Consider the following 20731-nt stretch of genomic DNA (forward strand, 5'->3'; position numbering starts at 1 on the left):
GCTGAACGGATGGTATAGGTTGCGTTCAATCCCGGCAGAGCATCGCCCGGGCGATGGCGAAGATGCGCTCGGTGCCGATGAGATGCGCGGTGAAGCCTTTGGGGAAGAGCGGCTTGAAGGCGGCATCGCAGGCGTTGAGTCCACCCGCATAGGCGCCGAGTGCGGGCATGACGCAGCGAGAGCCGTCGGTGAGGAAGCAGCGGCGGCGCGTTGCGCGCCCGCGCATGACCACCTTGCCGACCGGGTGCAGGTGGCCGGCGATCTCGGCCTGCTCTCCTGCCGCCGGCTCATGGCGCAGGGTGAGGGATCCGAGCGCCATCTCCTCGATCACCTGCCCGCCGATGCTGTCGGGCAGGATGCGGTCGTGGTTCCCCGTGACCCAGATCCAATCGCGCCCCTTCTGCACGTCGCCGAGCGTTGTGCGCTCCTCGTCGCCGAGCCGCTCAGGCCCGCCGATGTCGTGGAAGCTGTCGCCGAGCGCGATGACGCACTTGGGGTCGAAGCGAAACACCGCGTCGGAGAGCGCAAGAAGCGTCTCGCGGGTGTCGTAGGGCGGCAGCATCATGCCGCGCCGGGCAAAGGACGAGCCCTTCTCGAAATGGAGATCGGCCACGAGCAGCGTGTCCCGGTCCGGCAGATACATCGCCCCCGTCAGATCGAGGAGCGCCGGCTGGCCCTGGAGCTCGATTTCGTGTGTTGTCTGTTTGTTCTTACGCAAAGCCGTCACGCCAAAGCCTCGTCGAGAAGCGCTGCTTCCGCCTCGGCCAGAATCTCGTCCGCGTTATCGCTATAGACGCGCTCGCGGCCGATCTCCAGCATGACGGACACGCTCAAAGGAGAAACCCGGTCGAGCGGCTTGTGGATGATTCGCCCCCGGATGCGCTCTAGCATCATGCCGAGACGCCTCACGTCGAGGAGTCCCGTTGCCGCATCCGCCCGCGCGGCGCGCAGGAGCACGTGGTCGGGCTCGTGCTTGCGCAGCACGTCGTAGACGAGATCGGTGGAGATGGTGACCTGCCGCCCGGTCTTCTTCTCCCCCGGGAACCGGCGCTCGATGAGCCCGGCGATGACGGCGCATTGGCGGAAGGTGCGTTTCATGAGGGAGGACTCGGCGAGCCAATCCTCCAGATCGTCGCCGAGCATGTCCTCGGAGAAGAGTTCGTCCATGAAATGAGGATCACGACCCGCGCGGGACGCAATGTCGCCGGAGGCATAGACCGCGATGCCGTAATCGTTGGCGACGAAACCCAGCGGCTTGAGCTTCGCCCGCTCCAGGCGGCGGGTCAGCAGCATGCCGAGGGTCTGATGCGCGAGCCTCCCTTCGAAGGGAAAGCAGGTCATGTAGAAGCGGTTGCTGCGCGGAAAGGTCTCGACCAGCAGATCGCGAGGCCCCGGCACGATGGAGCGGCGGCGCTGCTGCAGCAGCCACTCGGTCATCTGTTGCGGCAAGCGGTCCCACTCGAACGGATCGGCCAGGATCGCCCGCACCCGCGCGGCGAGAAAGGTGGAGAGCGGAAACTTGCCCCCCTCGTAGGATGGGATCATCGGATCCGCCCCGGAGCCTGCGCGCGTCGCCAGCACCTCGTCCTCGGAGATGCCCTCGAAGCGCAGCACCTCGCCGGCGAAGAGAAACGTGTCGCCCGGCGTCAGCGTCTCGGCAAAGTATTCCTCGATCTCGCCGAGGATGCGGCCGCGCGGCAGCACGGTGCCCGGCCGCGAGCGCGCCGTCCTGCCGAGCCGCACCTTGATCATGCTGGATTCGACGATGGTGCCGACATTCAACCGATATTGCTGCGCGATCTTGGCATCGCGCACGCGCCAAAGGTCGTTCTTGCCCTTCACGATCTTGGCGAAGCGTTCGTAGGCACGAAGGGCGTAGCCGCCTGTGGCGACGAAGGCGACGCAGGCCTCGAAATCCTCCCAGCCCAAGCCCGCGTAAGGCGCGGCGGAGCGCACTTCCTCGTAGAGCTCATCCAGCTTGAACGGCTCGGCGCAGGCCATGCCGAGGATGTGCTGGCACAGCACGTCGAGGGCGCCGATGCGCGCATCCGGCGTATCCTGCGCCGCCTCGTGAACGGCATCCAGCGCCGCGCGGCATTCGAGGATCTCGAACCTGTTGGCGGGCACGAGATAAGCCTCCGACGGCTCGTCCATGCGGTGGTTCGAGCGGCCGATGCGCTGCATGATGCGCGAGGCGCCTTTCGGAGCGCCCACATTCACCACGAGGTCCACATCGCCCCAGTCGATGCCGAGATCGAGGGTCGCGGTGCACACCACTGCCTTCAGCTTCCCCGCCGCCATCGCCTCTTCCACGCGGCGGCGCTGCGACACGTCGAGCGAGCCGTGATGGAGCGCGATGGCGAGGCTGTCGTCGTTGAGCTTCCAGAGTTCCTGGAAGGTGTACTCCGCCTGCAGGCGCGTGTTGACGAAGACCAGGGTCGTCTTGTGGTCGCGGATGAGATCGTAGATCGCCGGCATCGACAGCGAGGCCGTGTGGCCCGCGAGCGGCAGGCGCTCGTCGAGTTCGAGCATGCGGATATCGGGCTGCGCGCCGCCCTGCACGACGACGAGGTCGGCCAGGTCCGCGTCCGTACGCTGCGGCACCAGATAGCGCCGCAGATCGTCCGGCTCGCGCACTGTCGCCGACAGCCCGACCGCGGTCGCCTGCGGGGCGATGGTCAGGAGCCGCGCGAGCCCGAGCGACAGCAGATCGCCGCGCTTCGACGTAACGAGCGAGTGCAGCTCGTCCAGCACCACGCGGCGCAGGTCCTTGAAGAACTCCCGTGCTTCCGCATGGGCGAGCAGGAGCGCCAGCTGCTCCGGCGTGGTCAGCAGAATGTCCGGCGGACGCTCGATCTGCCGCGCCCGCTTGTGGGACGGCGTGTCGCCCGTGCGCGTCTCGATGCGGATGGGAAGGTCCATCTCCGCAACCGGCGCTTCGAGGTTGCGGGCGATGTCAGTGGCGAGCGCCTTGAGAGGTGAGATGTAGAGGGTGTGAAGTCCTCGCTTCTCCTTCGACCTGCTACCCCCCCGCTCGGCCAGTTCCACCAGGCTCGGCAGGAACCCGGCGAGCGTCTTGCCCGCGCCGGTCGGCGCCACGAGCAGCACGGAGCGGCCCTGCCCGGCCTTGGCGAGCAGCTCCAACTGGTGGTCTCGGGGCGCCCATCCACGGCGCTTGAACCAGTCGCGGAAGGATTTGGGGAGAAGGGAGGCGGGGACTTGCGACATCTGTCCTAGACATAAGGTGCGCCGCGGCTTTCGCCAGGGAGCGCCTTGACGCTCGAAACAGAATTACATTAATTGCTGAATCAAGGAGATGTCATGAACGGCGGGCTTCGCGCAGCGGGACGGGACGAGTTGGAGGAGATTGGCCGGCTCTACCATGCCGTCTGGCAGGAGACGCAGGCTCCTCTTCAGCCGCCGGGCGTGGCGGCCGATCGCGACGAAGCATTCTTCATCGAGCGGGTGAGGCGCTTTCCCGTGCCGCCCCTCGCGGCCTATTTCGAAGGCAGGCTTCTGGGCTTCGCCGCCTGGGCGGAAAACACGCTCGGCCAGCTCTACGTCGCGCCGGAAGGGCGAAAGCTGGGTCTCGGCCGCGCCTTGCTGCTGGCAAGCGAACACGCGATCTGGGCAAGCGGCTTCGACCGGGCTCGTCTCCTGTGTCTCGTCGGCAATAGTAACGCCCGCGCCTTCTACGAACGCTGCGGCTGGCGCCTTGAGACCGACATCGTCGAGGAAGCGGAGACCCGGGGCGAGCCAGTGCCGGTGGCCTGCTGGGAGATGGTGAAGGATCTGAAGATGTGAACGCGTGCCAATGCTCGCTTGCCATCTCCCGCAAGATCATTTCAGCTTGGGCAACGCCAACAACGAGAATGAAAAGGCAATCGCCATGTCGCACGACTTCCAGTTCCAGAATGCTGTCGCCGTCGTCACCGGAGGCACGCAGGGCCTCGGCGAGGCCATTGCCCGCACCTTCGCCGAGCGCGGCGCCAAGGGCCTCGTGATCTGCGGGCGCAACGCGGAGCGCGGGCATGCGGTGGCGCGCGAGATCTCGAACCAAGGCTGCCAAACGGAATTCGTGCAGGCCGACCTGGAAAGCGTCGAGGAAGCCCGTCAGGTGACCGCACGGGCGGACAACGTGTTCGGGCGCGTCGACGTGCTGGTGAACGCGGCCGGCATCACGGATCGCGGCACGATCTTCGACACGAGCCCGGAGCTGTTCGACCGCATGTTCGCGGTCAACGTGCGCGCGCCCTTCTTCCTGATGCAGGAGGCCGCCAAGATCATGCGGCGCGAGAAGATCGAAGGCGCGATGGTCAACATCCTGTCCATGTCGGCCCATGGCGGCCAGCCCTTCATCACCGCCTATAGCGGCTCGAAGGGCGCGCTCGCCACGCTCACCAAGAACGCAGCCTTCAGCCTCATGCCCTGGCGCATCCGCGTGAACGCCCTCAACATCGGCTGGATGAACACGCCGGGCGAGGACCGGATCATGAAGACCTATCACGATGCCGAGGACGGCTGGCTCGAGAAGGCCGCGAAGGAGCAGCCCTTCGGCCGCCTGCTGGATCCGAAGGAGGTGGCACGGGCCGTGGCTTTTCTGACCAGCGGCGAATCCGGCATGATGACCGGCTCGGTGATCGATTTCGACCAGTCGGTGGCCGGCTGCTACGAGAGCGCGCCGCACCCCTCGACGCCGCCGCAATACTGATCAGCGCTGAAGCACGACGAGGAACCCGGGAACCGGCACGCCGCGGTCCTCCCGGGTCGAGACGCGCTCGAAGATGACGAGCGTAAATCCAGCGCTGTCCGCGAGATCGCGAAGATAAGACTCGCCGTGCGCGTATCGGGCATCCTCGCCGAGGACGAAACCGTCGCCCTCATGGGCCTGGACGGTGAAGGCGAAAAAGCCTTCACGTCCCAGCACGCGGTGTGCCTCCCGGAAGACCGCATCGAGGCCCGCCATGTAGACGAACACGTCGGCCGCCACGACGAGATCGGCCTCGCCCGTCCGGCGCCCACTCAAGAAAGCAACGAGTTCGCCCTCGTGCAGGGCATCGTAGAGCTTGGTCTTCTCCGCCTTTTCCAGCATGCGCGACGAGAGATCGACGCCCTCGACGGAGGCGCAGAATCCTGCGAGCTCCTGCGCCATCAGCCCAGTGCCGCACCCGAGATCGAGAGTCCGTCCGAAGCGATAATCCCGTATCCGCTTGGAGCAGGCCCGGCGCAGCGCATCGGCGATCAACTCCGGGCCGCGATAGGCAAGGCTCTTGGTCAGGTGCCGGTCGAATTTGGGCGCGTAATCGTCGAAGAGCGCCCGCACGTAGCCATCGGTGATCGCCTCGCCGGGCGCGAGCGCGCCGAGCCGGGCGAGATCGAGACGCACGCCCAGCGCATCCTCGGGCTCGAGCGCAAGCGCCCGACGCAGGGCCGTCACCGCCTCCTCCCGCAACTCCAGTTCGGCGGCCGAGCGGCCGAGCATGACATGGGCGGGGGCAAAGTCCGGAGCGAGCTCGATCACCTGCCGGGCCAGATCGGCGGCGGCCTCGAAGTCGCGCTCATCGAAGGCGGCACGGGCATATTCATAGCGGCGGTCGGCGCGAAAATCGCCGGTGGATCGGACGGTCGAGGGCTGCGGCATGGCTTGTGGATGCGGGAGAGCGGAAAGTCTGTCAATGGCGCGCCATCGTCAGCCTGGACGCTGCAGGCGATCCGGGATCGTGTGACGAGGGTGTTTTCCCCTCCCGTCTAGGGAATGGACAACGCAGTCGCGTGTCATCCTCGGCGAGCGTCAGCGAGGGAAGGGGATCCACAGTCCGGTGCCGAGCTGATGGATTCCCTTCCCCTCCGTTGCGCTCCGGCCGGGAATGACACCTGTTGGTTCGTGCATCCTCTCCGACGTCATGGCCGTCCCCGGGCTCGATCCGGGGATCGGTCCGGGCCATCCCGCTTCCAGACCCGTCGCCCTCATCCTGAGGAGCAGCCGTGAGGCTGCGTCTCGAAGGAGGGTCCGGAAGAGCCCTGAACTCCTCCTTCGAGACGCCGCTTGTCGCGGCTCCTCAGGATGAGGCCGAGCGAGACGGTCGGGATCACGGCCCGCGACACCCTCTGCCGTCATGGCCGGGCTTGTCCCGGCCATCCCGATAAGGTGAGGCTCGGCGCTTCTTGGACTGGGATCACCGGCACGAGGCCGGTGATGACGTCGGAGGGTGCAGTCGGAGGGTACGAGGGCCGAAGGGCGCAAGCCGATCCGGGAGCGTGAAAACCAGCACGGCACCGTCATCCCGCAGAGGCCGGGATCCATAACCGCGGCGGCACTCCAGTGGGGATTGTCAGCGGCTCCGCATTCCCACCCGCGCGGGAACGACAATACCGAGGGTCGGGCCTCCAACCTGCCGCACTCCCGGACCGCCTGCCCGGTCGTGGATGACGACGGCGAATCCCGTCGGAGACAGCACTTCTCCTCGGCCTGACATCGCCCGGCCGGACCCTATATTCTCACCCATGGCGCTGCGTTCCACCGACATCCTCACCCAGACCCCGCAAGGGCTCTATTGCCCCCTTGGCGACTTCCATATCGATCCGGTCCGGCCTGTGAAGCGGGCGCTCGTCACCCATGGCCATTCGGATCACGCCCGCTCGGGACACCGCTCCGTCCTGGCGACGCGGGAGACCCTGCTCATCATGGGCGTGCGTTACGGGGCGGATTTCGCAGGCTCCACGCAGGAGGCTCACTTAAGCGAGAGCCTGCGCCTCGGGGATGTGACCGTGCGCTTTACCCCTGCGGGTCATGTGCTGGGCTCGGCGCAGATCGCCATCGAAGCGGGAGGCACCCGCGTCGTCGTGTCGGGCGATTACAAGCGGGCGGAGGACCCGACCTGCCTGCCCTATGAGGTCGTGCCCTGCGACGTCTTCATCACCGAGGCGACCTTCGGCCTGCCGGTCTTCCGCCATCCGGACACGCGCGCCGAGGTGCGCAAGCTCCTCGATTCCGTCGCCCTCTTTCCCGAGCGCGCCCATATCGTCGGCGCGTATGCGCTGGGCAAGGCGCAGCGGGTCATGGCCCTCCTGCGCGAGGAAGGCTACGACAAGCCGATCTATCTGCACGGCGCCATGGAGCGCCTGACCGAATTCTATAAATCCGAGGGCATTCCTCTGGGCGAGACGCCCAAGGTCGTGGCCTCGGAGCGTTCGAAGCTTGCCGGTGCCATCGTGATCTGCCCACCCTCCTCGATCCAGGACCTGTGGTCGCGACGCTTTCCCGATCCCGTCACCTGCTTCGCCTCCGGCTGGATGCGGGTGCGGGCACGGGCGCGGCAGAAGGGCGTGGAGCTGCCGTTGGTGATCTCCGACCATTCCGATTGGGACGATCTGTGCCGCACGATCCGGGAAACCGGCGCCGGGGAGGTCTGGGTCACGCATGGGCAGGAAGACGCGCTCGTCCATTGGTGCACCACCCACGGCATCCGGGCGCGGCCCCTGCACATGCTGGGCTACGGCGACGAGGGCGAGGCGGAGGAGGCGCCTGCGGCTGGCGCGGAAGCGGGAGACGCCGCATGAACCGCTTCGCCGCCCTCCTCGACCGCTTGGGCTACGAGCCGCGCCGCAACGCGAAGCTGCGGCTGCTCGCGGACTATTTCCGCCATACACCCGATCCGGACCGGGGCTATGCGCTGGCCGCCATGACCGGCGCGCTCATGTTCAAGGAGGCCAAGCCCGGCCTGATCCGCGGCCTCGTCGAGGAGCGGACCGACCCGGAGCTGTTCCACATGTCCTATCACTATGTGGGCGATCTGGCCGAGACCGTGGCGCTGATCTGGCCCTCCCCCGGGCATGAGAGCGTGGCCCCTGCGTCGGGCGCTCCGGCCATCGGACACAACAATCCGCCGCCTCATGTCCCGAGTCTCACCGAGGTCATCGAAACCCTGGCGACCACGAGCAAGAGCGACCTGCCCGGCCGGGTCGCCGAGTGGATGGACGCTCTCGACGAGACGGGACGCTGGGCCTTGATCAAGCTGATCACCCGGGAGCTGCGTGTCGGCGTCTCCGCGCGGCTCGCCAAGACGGCGGTCGCCCAGCTCGGCCAGGTCGAGCCCGACGAGGTCGAGCTGATCTGGCACGGGCTGGAGGCGCCTTACGAGGACCTTTTCGCCTGGGTCGAGGGCCGCGGCCCGAAGCCCGAATCCGGCAATCCCGCGCCGTTCCGCCCCTCTATGCTCTCGCATCCCCTGGAGGACGAGGATTTCGCCAAGCTCGAGGCCTCCGAGTTCCTGGCCGAGTGGAAATGGGACGGCATCCGCCTGCAGGCCGCGGCCGGCCATGGCAGCGACGGGCGCCCGGTGAAGCGGATCTATTCCCGCACCGGCGAGGACGTCTCCCGCGCCTTTCCCGATCTGGTCGAGGCGCTGAATTTCGAGGGCGCCATCGACGGCGAATTGCTGATCGTCCGCGAGGGTCGGGTCCAGAGCTTCAACGTGCTGCAGCAGCGCCTGAACCGGAAGGCCGTGACGCCGAAGCTCATCGCGGAGTTCCCCGCGCACCTGCGTGTCTACGACATCCTGTTCGAGGGCGAGGAGGATCTGCGCGGCCTCCCCTTCGCGGAGCGGCGGAAGCGCCTGGAGGCGCTCGTCGCCCGCATCGACGACCCGCGCATCGACCTCTCGCCCATGGTGCCCTTCTCGACCTGGGAGGACCTAGCCGCCGCCCGCGCCGACCCGGCTTCCGTCGGCGCCGGTCTCGATGCGGATGCCATCGAGGGCTGCATGGTGAAGCGGGCGAACAGCCCCTATCTCCCCGGCCGACCCAAGGGCTACTGGTACAAGTGGAAGCGCGATCCGTACCTCGTCGACGCCGTGATGATGTACGGCCAGCGGGGTCACGGGAAGCGCTCGTCCTTCTATTCCGACTACACCTTCGGGGTCTGGCGCGATGGGCCGGGTGGACAGGAGCTGGTGCCCGTCGGCAAGGCCTACCACGGCTTCACCGACGAGGAACTGGTGAAGCTCGACCGTTACGTCCGGAACCACACGGTCAACCGCTTCGGCCCGGTGCGGGAGGTGGAATACGGCAAGGACAAGGGCCTCGTGCTGGAGGTGGCCTTCGAGGGGCTGCAGCGCTCGACCCGGCACAAATCCGGCGTCGCCATGCGGTTCCCCCGCATCAACCGCATCCGCTGGGACAAGCCTGCCGCCGAAGCCGACCGGATCGAGACCCTGGAAAGGATCCTGGAGCGCGGCGAGAAGGAGGTCTACCCGCTGCAGGACAAGGAAGCGAAGAGGCAGAAGGGATGAGGATCGAAACCGTGTCCGAAGGCGAGATCACGCGGCAGTCCAGCGGGCGGCTCGGCATCGACACGCGGGGTCAGGGATTGACCGAGATCACGGATGCGGTGGCGGCTTGGGTGTCCGGCACCGGCATCCGGCGTGGGCTTTTGACCGTCTTCTGCCGCCACACCTCGGCCTCGCTCCTGATCCAGGAGAATGCCGATCCTGATGTCCGCCGGGATCTGCTGACCGCCTTCGATCGTCTGGCTCCGCGGAACGCGGGCTATGTCCACTCGACCGAGGGTCCGGACGACATGCCGGCCCATATCCGGACCGTGATCTCGGGCGTCTCCCTGAGCATTCCCGTGATGGAAGGCCGGATGAGTTTGGGAGCCTGGCAGGGGATCTACCTCGCCGAGCACCGGGACAGGCCCCATCGCCGGGATCTTACTTTTCACCTGATCGGGGCGTAATCCACATGATCGAGTGTGTCGCCTCAGTACTTTCCCTTAGAATAGCCAGGGTCTTCGATTGCCGCCTTGCTATTTCATGAGGGATGCGGCTAAGGCTCAAGCAAGCGTCTCGTGGGAGAAGGCACACGTGCAAAGTCAAACCACCACGATCATCATTGCCGATGACCATCCGTTGTTTCGCGGGGCATTGAGACAGGCCGTCGCCTCCACCATGCCCCAGGCCCGGGTGGTCGAAGCGAGCGGCATGGATGACTTGAACGTCACTCTGACCCAGGAGCGGGACGTCGACCTGATCCTGCTCGATCTGACGATGCCGGGCGTACAGGGCTTTTCCGGATTGATGTCGCTCCGAGCCCAATATCCTGAACTGCCCGTCGTGATTGTTTCCGCAACGGAAGAGCCCACCGTGATCCGCCGCGCCATGGATTTCGGCGCCTCCGGCTTCATCCCGAAATCCATCGATATCGACAGCATCGGCGGCGCCATCCAGGCGGTGCTGGCCGGCGACACCTGGACCCCGCCGGACGTGGACCTCTCCGCTTCGGAAGATCCCGAAACCGCCGATCTCGTCCGCCGCCTCGGCACGCTGACCCCGCAGCAGGTTCGCGTCCTGACCATGTTGTCCGAGGGCCTGCTCAACAAGCAGATCGCCTACGAACTCGGCGTCTCGGAAGCGACCGTGAAGGCCCACGTGTCGGCCATTCTCGACAAGCTCGGCGTCGACAGCCGCACGCAGGCGGTCATCGCGGCCTCGAAGATCGGCGTGACCCAGCGCCCCTCCCCGGCCGGGGCCGATTAAAGCCTCTCGATAAACCTGTCGATCCGCGACAGCGCCTGTTCCGACAGAGCGCTGTCGAAGCGGATGAACACGTGGCAGCCGCCGGGCCAGATGGCGAGGTCGGTCGTGTTGCCTGCCGCCACCCAGCGCGACGCCATGAAGAGGCTGTCGTCGAGGAGCATGTCCTTGGTCCCGACGGAGAACAAAGCCGGCGGCAGTCCTTTCAGGTCGGCATTAAGGGGCGAGATATCGGGATCGCGCCGGTCGGGGGCCTGACCGCAGAAATTGTCGGCGAAGACCCGCACGTCGTTCGTGTTGAGGATCAGCCGCTCGTTGCCCCAATGCCGGACGCTCGGCGTGAGAGAAAGATCGTAGCACCCGGCGAAGAGATTGGCGCCCCGGAAGGGGGTCAGCCCGTGCCTGTCGCGCAGGCGCAAGATCGTCACTGCCGAGAGATGGGCACCGGCCGACTCGCCGCCGATGAACAGGCGCGAGGTGCCGAACCGGCTCTCCATCTCCCGGATGACCCAGAGAGCCGCCGCCTCGCAATCGTCGGGCGCGGCCGGATAGGCATGTTCGGGAGCGAGGCGATACTCGACGGAAACGACCACCAGTCCGCAGCTTTCCGCCAGACGGTCGAGCCAAGGGTCCTGCTCATCCGCCGTGCCCCAGGTCCAGCCGCCGCCATGGATATGGAAATAGACGCCGCGCGGGTTGTCCGGAGCGATGATGCGCAGGGGAATGGGACCAGCCAGTCCATCAATGGTGATGGTCCTGGCCCGGCTGCTAGACGGCATCAGGGGGAACGGCCCCAATCCCTGGCGACGCCGCTCCCGCACCACGGCCGGAGGCACCGACATCGGATCGGGCAGAGCGGCGAGCTTTGCCACGATCTCGGCATTCTGGGCGCGGATCTCGTCGCTGACGGCGGAGGGGTCGAAAAGGGCTGGATCGATCATGCGAAGCTCGGATTGGGTTGCGTTCGTCGCCGGCCCTTGCGATGAAGCACACGCAACGACCCAGGTCTATTACGCTTTCTTCCAGTGACGCTTTCTGACGAGATGAGGATATGTCCAACCTGAACCGCTTTCTCGGCGGCTCCCCCGGCTCCGTGCTGGTGAAGCTGATTTTCCTGTCCCTGCTCGTCGGCGCCTTTCTGGCGTTTCTCGACATCACGCCTGTCGCGCTGGTCGAAGGCCTGTTCAACTGGATCGCCTCCGTTCTCGACCTCAGCCTCGAGACGGTTCTCGATGTGGGCCGCTGGATTCTCTACGGCGCGATCATCGTCGTCCCGCTCTGGCTCATCTCGCGCCTGTTCAGCAGCCGGCGCTGAGACCTTCGAGGACCACCATGGACGGCTCAGCGACCGCACGGCGGCTGGACATCTCCCATCGTCGCATCCTGACCCTCGCGCTGCCGATGACCTTGTCGCACGTGACGACGCCCCTCCTGGGGCTTGTCGATGCGACAGTGATCGGACGGCTCGGCGAAGCGCATCTGCTCGGAGCGGTGGCGCTGGGCGCCGTAATCTTCGACTTCGTGTTCTGGAGCTTCGGGTCCTTACGCATGGCAACCGCCGGCCTGACCGCCCAGGCGACCGGCGCCGGCAACCGGCATGAGGTCGACCTGACGCTCGCCCGGGCTTTCCTGGTGGCCGGCGTGACGGGCCTTCTGCTGATCCTGCTGCAATGGCCCATCGCGACGCTGGCCTTCTCCATGGCGGGTGCGAGCCAGGCGGTGACCGATGCCCTCTCGACCTACTTCTTCATCCGCATCTGGGCGGCACCCTTCACCCTGGCGAACTACGTGATCCTGGGATCCACCTTGGGGCGCGGCCGCACGGATCTCGGTTTGTTGCTGCAGGTGGCGATCAATGTGGCCAATATCGTGTTCACGATGGCGCTGGTCCTCGGCTTCGGTCTCGGCATTGCGGGTGCGGCCATCGGCACGGCACTCGCCGAGGTGCTGGGGGCAGGCCTCGGCATCGTGGTTCTGCGTCGCCTCGGCTCTAACCCGCTGGCGGTCACGTGGCCTGAGGTCCTGCACCGGGCGGCCATGCTGCAGACGCTGGCCATGAACCGGGACATCATGATCCGCAACGTGGCGCTGATCCTCGCCTTCTCGATCTTCAGCGCCCTCGGAGCGCGGTCCGGCGATGTGACGCTCGCGGCGAATGCGGTGCTCTACAACATGTTCCTGATCGGCGGCTATTTCCTCGACGGTTTCGCCACCGCGGCCGAGACCCTGTGCGGCCAGAGCATCGGCGCCCGCGACGAACGGAGCTTCCGGCGCGCCATCCACTTGAGCCTGGGGTGGAGTTTAGGATTCGGCCTTGCCGTTTCTGCGCTCTTCCTGATCGGCGGCGGCTTCTTCATCGACTTCGTGTCGACGAACCCGGAGGTGCGTTCCTATGCGCGGGATTATCTGGTCTTTGCCGCTCTGACCCCGCTCTTCGGTGCTGCCGCCTTCGCCTTCGACGGCATCTACACGGGAGCGACCTGGACACGATCCATGCGCGACCTGATGGTGATCGCCTTCATCGCCTACGGAGCCATTCTTCTAGCGGCAGGCGATCTCGGCAACACGGCGCTCTGGATCGCTCTCCTGACTTTCCTGAGCGCACGAGGCCTCGGCCAGTTCATCCTCTATCCGCGGCTGGCGAAGAAGACCTTTGCCAGCCTGTCTTGAGCGGATATCTTAAAGCCGCCCCTGCGCAATCGCCGATGCATCGCGCCCGAGGGCTTGCGCCAGCGACGTGTTTTCGTTTTCGAGCGTCTGCAACAACCCGCGCTTGATGTCGCCGATGAGGCCGGGCCCCTTGTAGACCATGGCCGAGTAGAGCTGCACCAGGCTCGCGCCGGCGCGGATCTTGGTCCAGGCCGCTTCCGCGGAGTCGACGCCGCCGACACCGATGAGCGGAAACTTGCGCTCCACACGCATGAATGTCTCGGCGAGAAGTTTTGTGGACGGGACGAACAAAGGCTTGCCGGACAGACCGCCCATTTCCGAGGCGAGCGCCTTCTCCCTCAGGCTGTCGGCCCGGGCAGTGGTCGTGTTGGAGACGGTCAGCCCGTCGATGCCGCGCTTGAGCGCCGTGGCGACGATCGCATCGAGCGTATCGAGCGAAATGTCGGGTGCGATCTTCAACAGAATGATCGTCTTGCGCCTGCCCTGGTCCGCCTTGTCGCGTGCGTCCATGCTGCGGGCGAGGAGATCGTCGAGGAACGCCTCTCCCTGCAGATCGCGCAATCCCGGCGTGTTGGGCGAGGATACGTTGATCGTCAGAAAATCGGCCAAACCACACAGACGCTCGATGCACAGAACGTAATCGGCGATCCGGTCGGTCGAATCCTTGTTCGCCCCGATATTGACGCCGACGATACCCGGGCGTCCGCGACGGCTCGCGAGCCGCCGGCGGGCTGAATCGAGCCCCTCGCTGTTGAGGCCGAAGCGGTTGATCACGGCCTCATCGCGTGTCAGCCGGAAAACCCGCGGCCGCGGGTTGCCCTCTTGCGGCTTCGGCACCACGCCACCGAGTTCGACGAAGCCGAAGCCGAGACCGAGGAGTTGGTCGGGCACTTCGCATTGCTTGTCGAAGCCTGCCGCAAGTCCCACGGGATTGGGAAAATGCCTGCCGAACACATCGACGGACAGGCGCGGATCGTCCACCGGCGCCGGCGATATCGGCATCAGGGACAATCCACGGATCGTCAGCTGGTGCGCCGTCTCCGCATCGAGCGCATGAAGAGCGGGTTTGGCCAGGGAAAAGAGAGCGCCGATCATCGGGCAAGTTCCGGAAAGATGTGCTGGCCATCCTGGCCGAGGGGCAGTGGCTTCACCCATCGAACGGCGGAGAGGGACAGCGGAGCATAGAGGTGCGGGAACAGGTCTCCACCGCGGGAAGGCTCGTAACGAAGGGCTTCGCCCAGCGAATCGACATCGACGGCGACCAGCAGCAGATCGTCCTGCCCGGCAAAGTGCCTTTTAGCCGTCTCACGGACCTGTTCGGCTGTTGAGAAATGGATGTACCCATCCTGGATATCGACAGGCGCTCCTTCGAAGGAGCCGGCCTTTTCAGCCTCTTGCCAAAGAAAAGCGGGGCAAATTTTATAAATAATGCGCATGAAGTCTTGATTAGCCGTGCGTCACATCAGGAGCAACCCAAATTAGACATATTGTCTCAATAGTCTGTTGCCAGTTGTCTAAGCTTTCGGTCACATTTAATTCCTAATTATAGGTTCGCTTTCATTTATTTCGCTCCTAGCGAAGGTTAGTACAATGTTATCTCACGAGCGCGTCTGGGCTGCTATCGATGCATTGGCATCACGCCATGGCATGACCGCATCAGGACTGGCTCGCAAGGCCGGTCTCGACGCGACCAGCTTCAACAAGTCGAAGCGCGTGAGTCCCGAGGGCCGGGAGCGCTGGCCTTCCACGGAGTCGATCTCGAAAATCCTGAAAGCCACCGGCGCGACCCTGGAGGATTTTCTCCGCCTCGTCGAGCCCTCCGGTTCCTTGCGCCGCTCCATGATCCCGTTGATCGGCATGGACGACGCGGTAGCCGGCAACGTCTTCAACGAAGAAGGCATGCCGAACGAAGGTCCGGGCTGGGACGAGATCGAGTTTCCCGATTTCGGTCAGGAGAAGGTTTTCGCTCTCGAAGTTACGGGCGATGCCCTGGCCCCGCTCTACCGCGACGGCGACGTCCTCATCGTCTCGCCGACGGCCAGCACCCGCAAGGGCGACCGGATCGTCGTATGCACGACCAGTGGGGAAATTCTGGCCAAGGAGCTCAAGCGCCGCTCGGCCAAGACTCTGGAAATGACGTCCCTTGCCAAGGATCAGGAAGACCAGATGATCCCGACTGAAGAGGTCTCCTGGGCCGCCCGGATCATGTGGGCGCGGCAGTAGGCGCTCGTCAGGCTGCGCGGCCGGCCCCGCGCTCCTTCAGGAAAGCCTCGTGCTCGCGCACGAGATCGCCATTGAGCGCCTTTCTGATCAGCGCCCGCGTCTCCTTCACCCCGTAGAGAGCGATGAACGAGCCGAAGCGCGGACCGCGGGGCTCGCCCAGCAGCACCTGATAGATCGTATTGAACCACTCGATGGACACGCCCGGGCGCTCGGGCGTTGCGCCCTTGGCTTTGAGATCCTGATAGCGCGGTTCGGCCCGACCCACGTTGTAGATCTCTTCCTGGATCGCTTCCGCCGTCGCCGGACGGTCTCCGGCCTCGAAGGAGCCGAGCACCTCTTCCAGTCGCTGCAGCGACGCCGCCTCGACCTCGTCCGCCAGGCGATAGGCCTTCTGCGGCTTCACGAAATCCTCGAAGTAGCGCACGGCACGCTTCACGAGGCTGTCGAGACGCGGATGGGTCTCCGGCGAAACACCCGGCGCATAGCGGCGGATGAAGCCCCACAGCACGTTGGGATCCTCGGAATTCGCCACCGCCACCAGGTTGAGCAGCATGGAGAAGGAGATCGTCGTGCCGGGCTGATTGCCTCCGTCGGACGACACCAGCTCGGGAGCCGGCGGCTCGCCCGAATGGAGATGCCAGACCGGATTCATCAGGCGCGCCTTGGCATCCTGCGCCGGGTACTTCTCCAGGAAGGTCAGGTAATCGTCGACCTGGCGTGGGATCACGTCGAAGTAGAGCTTCTTCGCCTCGCGCGGCTTGTTGAACATGAACAGCCTCAGGCTGTCCGGCGTGCCGTAGGTCAGCCACTCGTCGATGGTGAGCCCGTTGCCTTTCGACTTGGAGATCTTCTGGCCCTTGTCGTCCAGGAAGAGCTCGTAATTGAACCCATCCGGCGGCAGGCCGCCGAGAGCCTTGGCGATCTCGCCCGACAGCTTCACGCTGTCGATCAGGTCCTTGCCCGCCATCTCGTAATCGACGCCGAGCGCCACCCAACGCATGGCCCAATCGGGCTTCCATTGCAACTTGGCATGGCCGCCCGTCACTGGCGTCTCGAAGCGCTCGCCCGTATCCGGATCGCGCCATACGATCGTGCCCGCGTCGAGCTTGCGCTCGTCGATCGGCACCTGCATGACGATGCCGGTCTTCGGGTGGACAGGCAGGAAGGGCGAGTACGATTGCTGGCGCTCCTCGCGCAGCGAAGGCAGCATGATCGCCATCACCGCGTCGTAGCGCTCGAGCACGGTGAGCAGCGTCTTGTCGAAGCGCCCGGCCTTGTAGCACTCGGTCGCGGACATGAACTCGTAGTCGAAGCCAAAGGCATCGAGGAATTCGCGCAGGCGCGCATTGTTGTGATGCGCGAAGCTCTCATGGGTGCCGAAAGGATCCGGCACCTGGGTCAGCGGCTTGCCGAGCGCGGAGGCCACGAGTTCCTTGTTCGGAATGTTGTCCGGCACCTTGCGCAGACCGTCCATATCGTCCGAAAAGGCGACAAGGCGCGTCGGGATGGTATCACTGGTCAGCACCCGGAAGGCATGGCGCACCATGCTGGTGCGGGCGACCTCGCCGAAGGTCCCGATATGCGGCAGGCCCGAAGGGCCATAGCCCGTCTCGAACAGAGCCTCTTTCTTTCCCGTCCGTTTGAGCCGCTCGATGAGCTTGCGCGCCTCCTCGAAAGGCCAGGCGGTGGCAGTCTGGGCGGCGTCGATCAGGGCAGGATCAAGGGTCAGAGGGTGAGACATGGGCCTAGTGCTTGCGGGAAAATGCTTCCAGAAGCGCGGCACACTAGGGATCAGACCTGTTAGGGTCAATGCGATAAACCCGTCCGCTCCAAGGCAGAGGGAAGGTTAGAACGGGCTGATCGGGAAGAAACGCAGGTAGAGCTCGGCGTATTTTCCTTCCTTCCACAATTGCTGCAGGGCGAAATCCAGGGCCCGGCGCAGGTTCTCATCCTCGGCTCGGGTGATGAAGCCGATCCCTTCGCCGAAGAAGCGGCTCTCCAGATAAGGCCCGCCGGAGAAGTCGCAACATCCGCCCGCCTCCTCTCCCCCGATCCAGAGCGCAAGGCCGAGGCCATCGGCGAACAGGTAGTCGATCTCGCCTGCCTTAAGGGCAGCCTGAGCGGCGGCCAGCTCCGCATAGGGCTTGAGGGTAGCGCCGGTCACGAAGGCTTTTGCGAAGGCCTCATGGGCCGTGCCGCCGACAACGCCGATGGTCTTGCCCTGAAAGGCCCTGGCTTCGGGAGTGGGCTGATTGCGGTCCTTTCGCACGGCAAAGCGAGCCGGAATCTTGAAATACGGGGCCGTCACGGCGAAACGCCGCCGCAGATCCGCCGTCACGGGAATGGCGGCAGCCACCACGTCGCCCTGCCGTTCGTTCAGGGCGTCGAGCAACATGTCGAAACGGCGGACCTGGATGGTGCAGGTGATGCCGAGACGCTCGCAGGCGGCGCGGGCGAGTTCCACCGAGAGCCCGGTCGGATTGCCGTCCAGCCCAGGAAAATGAAGCGGAGGAAAGTCGTCATCGACGAGAAAGCGGATCGTGCGGGTAGCTGGCAGGTCGGGCCGGTCGAGCTGCGCCTTGGGATCCCAGAAGTTCGGGATGGCCACGCCTTGCGCCTGCGCAAGGCTCGGCAACAACAAAAGAGCCGATAAGGCCCAAATATGCGCAGGGAGCTTGATCTTGGAAGGGAAGCGCGCAATCAATGTAATGATATCTCGAAGCATAAGCTGATATTCTCTTGCACGCGACCCCGCACCCATCAAGCGCGTCTTTCGAAAGTGTCTTGTGCTCATGAAGCTGGGTCTAGCGGAGCCAAGCCCACAGTCAACAGCACTGCCGGTCGAGATCGGCTTCCTGGCCCATCACGGGCATCCACCGGAAACCCTGCGCCAAGCCGCGATCCTCGCTCGATCCGTCGGGGTGCCGGCCGATGAATTTCTGCTGAAGCACAACCTCGTCGGCGAGGATGATTTCTACCGCGCCCTTGCGACCGAACTCCAGCTGCCTTTTTTGGCGGCCCCCCGCCTGTCGCGATCAGCCCATTATCCCAACAGCGTCTTGGCGGGCATCGCCCCCTTGGGAAACCGGAAATCCGGCTTCGTGATGGCGCCACGCGGTGAGGCGCTCGCCCGCTTCCTCAGAACGCGGCCCCGTGGTGGGCCGCTTGCGATCACCTCGCCATCGCGAATGAGAGAAGCGGTCTTTCGCGCTCGAGGCCCGTGGATAGCACATCGGGCCGCGTCCGATTTGGCCGAACGGACTCCCGATCTGGCAACCGATCTCAGCTATGCGCAGATTGCCGTACTGTCCATCGGTGTTGCGCTCATCTCGTTCGGCATCTGCCACGCTCCGGAGGCGACCGTCACGATCATGGGTGCCGCTCTGGGGCCGCTGTTCCTGGGTATGATCGTCCTGCGGCTCGCAGCCTCGATCTTGAACAATCCCATTGAGCCGAAAACCCAGTTGCCCCGCGCCGAGGATACCGGTCTGCCGGTTTATACGATCATCGCGGCGCTCTACCGCGAGAAGCGGGTGGCTGCCCGGCTCATCCATGCCTTGTCGCGGCTCGATTATCCTGCGGCGAAGCTCGACATCAAGCTCGTGCTCGAAACCGATGACCGCGAAACGCTGGAAACTCTTCAGGCTATTGAACTGCCGGGCAATACGGAGATCATCGTCGCCCCCAAGGGCGAGCCGCGCACCAAGCCGCGGGCGCTCAACGTCGCTCTGCCCCTGGCGCGGGGCCGCTTTACGGTCATCTACGATGCCGAAGACGTGCCGGATCCCGGCCAGTTGCGCCTGGCTGTCGCCCGGTTTGCAGGTCTGCCGCGCAACGTCGCCTGCCTTCAGGCGCGTCTGACCATCGACAACACGGACGATTCCTGGCTCACGCGGTTGTTCACCATCGAGTACGCAGCCTTGTTCGATGTGTTCAATCCCGGCTTGGCGGAGATCGGAAGCCCCATCCTCTTGGGCGGCACCTCGGTCCTGAAGGCAATCCATGGCTGGGATGCCTGGAACGTCACCGAGGATGCCGATCTCGGCATTCGTCTGGCACGGTTGGGCTACGAAGTCAGGGATCTTCCTTCCTCGACCCTCGAGGAGGCACCCAGCACCCTTGGCGTCTGGATGCGGCAGCGAACCCGGTGGATGAAAGGTTACGTCCAGACCGCGACCAGCCATTCGCGCAAGCCCGGGGCTTTGCTCCGGCAATTGGGCATCTGGCGCTTTTATGGCGCTCTTGTTCTGACCTGGGGCATCGTGCTCAGCGCCGTGGTCTATCCGCTCTTTTCCGCGCTGTTCCTGACATGGTGGCTTTCCGGAACGGCCAGACTCTTCGCTTCGCGATGGGAGCTCATGGGACATGCTTACAGCCTGACGCTGTTCTTCTCCGGAGCAATTGCGATCGTCGTTCCGGCGTGCTTTGCCCTTCACAGGCGCCGACTCTGGCGGCTTCTGCCATGGGTGCCGCTGCTTCCGTTCTATTACGGGCTTGTCAGCCTCGCGGCCTGGAGAGGTTTGTGGGAACTGGCGACTGCAACGTTCCGCTGGAACAAGACGAGCCATGGCCACGCCCGGACATCGCGGAGCGGCCTCGTTCAGAAGCACCAGGCTAGGGTAGTCGACACCAGATCGTTGAAGACGGCGCCACCATAGCGCCACCAGAGGAGACCGCCAGATGCGACCAGACACAGGACCGCGCCGGCCAGAAGGCTCACACGGACCCGTCTCTCCTGCTGTTCGGCTTGTCCCGTTCCCGCACTCACGCGTTCAAATCCTTCAAAGGCGGCCGCTGCGGACCAAACATAGAGCGCTCCGCGTCCAAGGGAAAGGGATCAGGCCTGGAGCCAGTTCCGCAATCTGGAGAGGCGTGGCTCTTCCTCATGAGTGACGGCCTGAGCCAGTGCGGCGCGGCTTCCGATCAGGATGACGAGGCGGCTTGCGCGCGTCACGCCCGTATAGAGGAGCTTGCGCCGCAGCATGGAGGCCTGCTGCAACGCTACAGGAATGATCACCGCCGGATATTCCGATCCTTGCGCCTTGTGGATCGTGACGGCATAGGCGAGGGCCAACTCGTCGAGTTCCCTGAGCGTGTAGACCACGAGCCTGTCGTCGAATGCGACCGTGAGTTCGCCCTCTGTGCGGCTCACCTCACGGACGATGCCGACTTCTCCATTAGAGGCTGGTGAGCAATTATCTTTCCTTTCGCGTGAGGCGACGCAGCAGGATGCGGCTCATGGCGAGATAGAGCAACATCTCGCCGGTCTCGACCAAGCGTTCGTAGTCCTTGGCGAGCCGCCGGTT

At 64.9% G+C, this 20731-nt stretch carries 19 protein-coding genes and 1 pseudogene; 10 read left to right on the forward strand and 10 right to left on the reverse strand.

Annotated features, from left to right (window positions below):
• Nucleotides 1-25: 25 nt before the first annotated feature.
• Both pdeM and FS320_RS08550 read right to left on the reverse strand, forming a co-directional pair.
• Nucleotides 26-727, reverse strand: coding sequence for a ligase-associated DNA damage response endonuclease PdeM (gene pdeM / locus FS320_RS08545; protein ID WP_162002884.1), 702 nt, complete (start codon nt 725-727; stop codon nt 26-28).
• On the reverse strand, nt 724-3228 hold the full coding sequence (locus tag FS320_RS08550; protein WP_152710819.1) for a ligase-associated DNA damage response DEXH box helicase: 2505 nt from the start codon (nt 3226-3228) through the stop codon (nt 724-726). The genes pdeM and FS320_RS08550 overlap by 4 nt, the downstream gene beginning before the upstream one ends.
• Nucleotides 3229-3321: 93 nt before the next feature.
• On the opposite strand from FS320_RS08550, the gene FS320_RS08555 reads away from it, so the two are divergent.
• Together FS320_RS08555 and FS320_RS47710 are read left to right on the forward strand one after the other, a co-directional pair.
• Complete coding sequence (locus FS320_RS08555) at nt 3322-3804, forward strand: GNAT family N-acetyltransferase (RefSeq protein WP_152710820.1); 483 nt, start codon at nt 3322-3324, stop codon at nt 3802-3804.
• An 85-nt stretch (nt 3805-3889) separates the two neighbouring features.
• Nucleotides 3890-4711: an SDR family oxidoreductase gene (locus FS320_RS47710; RefSeq protein ID WP_162002885.1), complete on the forward strand. Its 822-nt coding sequence runs from the start codon at nt 3890-3892 to the stop codon at nt 4709-4711.
• Here FS320_RS47710 and FS320_RS08565 read toward each other — a convergent pair whose 3' ends face one another.
• Nucleotides 4712-5641, reverse strand: a complete 930-nt coding sequence (locus tag FS320_RS08565; protein WP_244627043.1) for a class I SAM-dependent DNA methyltransferase — start codon at nt 5639-5641, stop codon at nt 4712-4714.
• 863 nt (nt 5642-6504) lie between these two features.
• Between FS320_RS08565 and FS320_RS08570 the strand changes: the two genes are divergently transcribed.
• The 4 genes from FS320_RS08570 (at nt 6505) to FS320_RS08585 (ending at nt 10535) form a co-directional block, all read left to right on the forward strand.
• The gene (locus tag FS320_RS08570) at nt 6505-7560 is read left to right on the forward strand and encodes a ligase-associated DNA damage response exonuclease (protein WP_152710824.1); all 1056 of its coding nucleotides are present in this window, start codon (nt 6505-6507) and stop codon (nt 7558-7560) included.
• Entirely contained in the window at nt 7557-9290 is a 1734-nt protein-coding gene (locus tag FS320_RS08575) for a cisplatin damage response ATP-dependent DNA ligase (protein ID WP_152710826.1), read from the forward strand. Before FS320_RS08570 ends, FS320_RS08575 begins: the two co-directional genes overlap by 4 nt.
• Nucleotides 9287-9736, forward strand: a complete 450-nt coding sequence (locus FS320_RS08580) for a secondary thiamine-phosphate synthase enzyme YjbQ (RefSeq protein ID WP_152710828.1) — start codon at nt 9287-9289, stop codon at nt 9734-9736. The genes FS320_RS08575 and FS320_RS08580 overlap by 4 nt, the downstream gene beginning before the upstream one ends.
• Nucleotides 9737-9812: 76 nt before the next feature.
• The gene (locus FS320_RS08585; protein ID WP_152710830.1) at nt 9813-10535 is read left to right on the forward strand and encodes a response regulator; all 723 of its coding nucleotides are present in this window, start codon (nt 9813-9815) and stop codon (nt 10533-10535) included.
• On the opposite strand, the gene FS320_RS08590 is transcribed toward FS320_RS08585, so the two are convergent.
• Nucleotides 10532-11473, reverse strand: a complete 942-nt coding sequence (locus tag FS320_RS08590; RefSeq protein ID WP_152710831.1) for an alpha/beta hydrolase — start codon at nt 11471-11473, stop codon at nt 10532-10534. The genes FS320_RS08585 and FS320_RS08590 overlap by 4 nt on opposite strands.
• A 110-nt stretch (nt 11474-11583) precedes the next feature.
• Between FS320_RS08590 and FS320_RS08595 the strand changes: the two genes are divergently transcribed.
• Both FS320_RS08595 and FS320_RS08600 read left to right on the forward strand, forming a co-directional pair.
• Nucleotides 11584-11847 carry a DUF6460 domain-containing protein gene (locus tag FS320_RS08595; RefSeq protein ID WP_152710833.1) on the forward strand — a complete coding sequence of 88 codons (264 nt, stop codon included), beginning with the start codon at nt 11584-11586 and terminating at the stop codon, nt 11845-11847.
• 17 nt (nt 11848-11864) lie between these two features.
• Nucleotides 11865-13202 (forward strand): MATE family efflux transporter, encoded by a 1338-nt coding sequence (locus tag FS320_RS08600; RefSeq protein ID WP_152710835.1) that lies wholly within the window; start codon nt 11865-11867, stop codon nt 13200-13202.
• A gap of 9 nt (nt 13203-13211) precedes the next feature.
• Here the strand turns inward: FS320_RS08600 and FS320_RS08605 are convergent, their stop codons facing one another.
• Together FS320_RS08605 and FS320_RS08610 are read right to left on the reverse strand one after the other, a co-directional pair.
• On the reverse strand, nt 13212-14297 hold the full coding sequence (locus FS320_RS08605; protein ID WP_152710837.1) for a quinone-dependent dihydroorotate dehydrogenase: 1086 nt from the start codon (nt 14295-14297) through the stop codon (nt 13212-13214).
• Nucleotides 14294-14638 (reverse strand): DUF952 domain-containing protein, encoded by a 345-nt coding sequence (locus FS320_RS08610; RefSeq protein ID WP_152710839.1) that lies wholly within the window; start codon nt 14636-14638, stop codon nt 14294-14296. The genes FS320_RS08605 and FS320_RS08610 overlap by 4 nt, the downstream gene beginning before the upstream one ends.
• Nucleotides 14639-14792: 154 nt before the next feature.
• On the opposite strand from FS320_RS08610, the gene FS320_RS08615 reads away from it, so the two are divergent.
• Nucleotides 14793-15425: a S24 family peptidase gene (locus tag FS320_RS08615; protein ID WP_152710841.1), complete on the forward strand. Its 633-nt coding sequence runs from the start codon at nt 14793-14795 to the stop codon at nt 15423-15425.
• A gap of 7 nt (nt 15426-15432) precedes the next feature.
• On the opposite strand, the gene FS320_RS08620 is transcribed toward FS320_RS08615, so the two are convergent.
• Nucleotides 15433-17166 carry a lysine--tRNA ligase gene (locus FS320_RS08620; protein WP_152710843.1) on the reverse strand — a complete coding sequence of 578 codons (1734 nt, stop codon included), beginning with the start codon at nt 17164-17166 and terminating at the stop codon, nt 15433-15435.
• Nucleotides 17167-17271: 105 nt separating this feature from the next.
• Nucleotides 17272-18186 (reverse strand): transporter substrate-binding domain-containing protein, encoded by a 915-nt coding sequence (locus FS320_RS08625; RefSeq protein WP_152710845.1) that lies wholly within the window; start codon nt 18184-18186, stop codon nt 17272-17274.
• Nucleotides 18187-18217: 31 nt separating this feature from the next.
• On the opposite strand from FS320_RS08625, the gene FS320_RS08630 reads away from it, so the two are divergent.
• Entirely contained in the window at nt 18218-20083 is a 1866-nt protein-coding gene (locus FS320_RS08630) for a glycosyltransferase (RefSeq protein ID WP_152710847.1), read from the forward strand.
• A 179-nt stretch (nt 20084-20262) separates the two neighbouring features.
• Here FS320_RS08630 and FS320_RS08635 read toward each other — a convergent pair whose 3' ends face one another.
• Together FS320_RS08635 and FS320_RS47715 are read right to left on the reverse strand one after the other, a co-directional pair.
• Nucleotides 20263-20577, reverse strand: a complete 315-nt coding sequence (locus FS320_RS08635) for an ATP-binding domain-containing protein (protein WP_338105309.1) — start codon at nt 20575-20577, stop codon at nt 20263-20265.
• A 43-nt stretch (nt 20578-20620) separates the two neighbouring features.
• A pseudogene (locus tag FS320_RS47715) lies at nt 20621-20731 on the reverse strand (IS5/IS1182 family transposase); the annotation flags it as partial.

The sequence above is a fragment of the Microvirga tunisiensis genome (assembly GCF_009296175.1).
Classification (GTDB): domain Bacteria; phylum Pseudomonadota; class Alphaproteobacteria; order Rhizobiales; family Beijerinckiaceae; genus Microvirga; species Microvirga tunisiensis.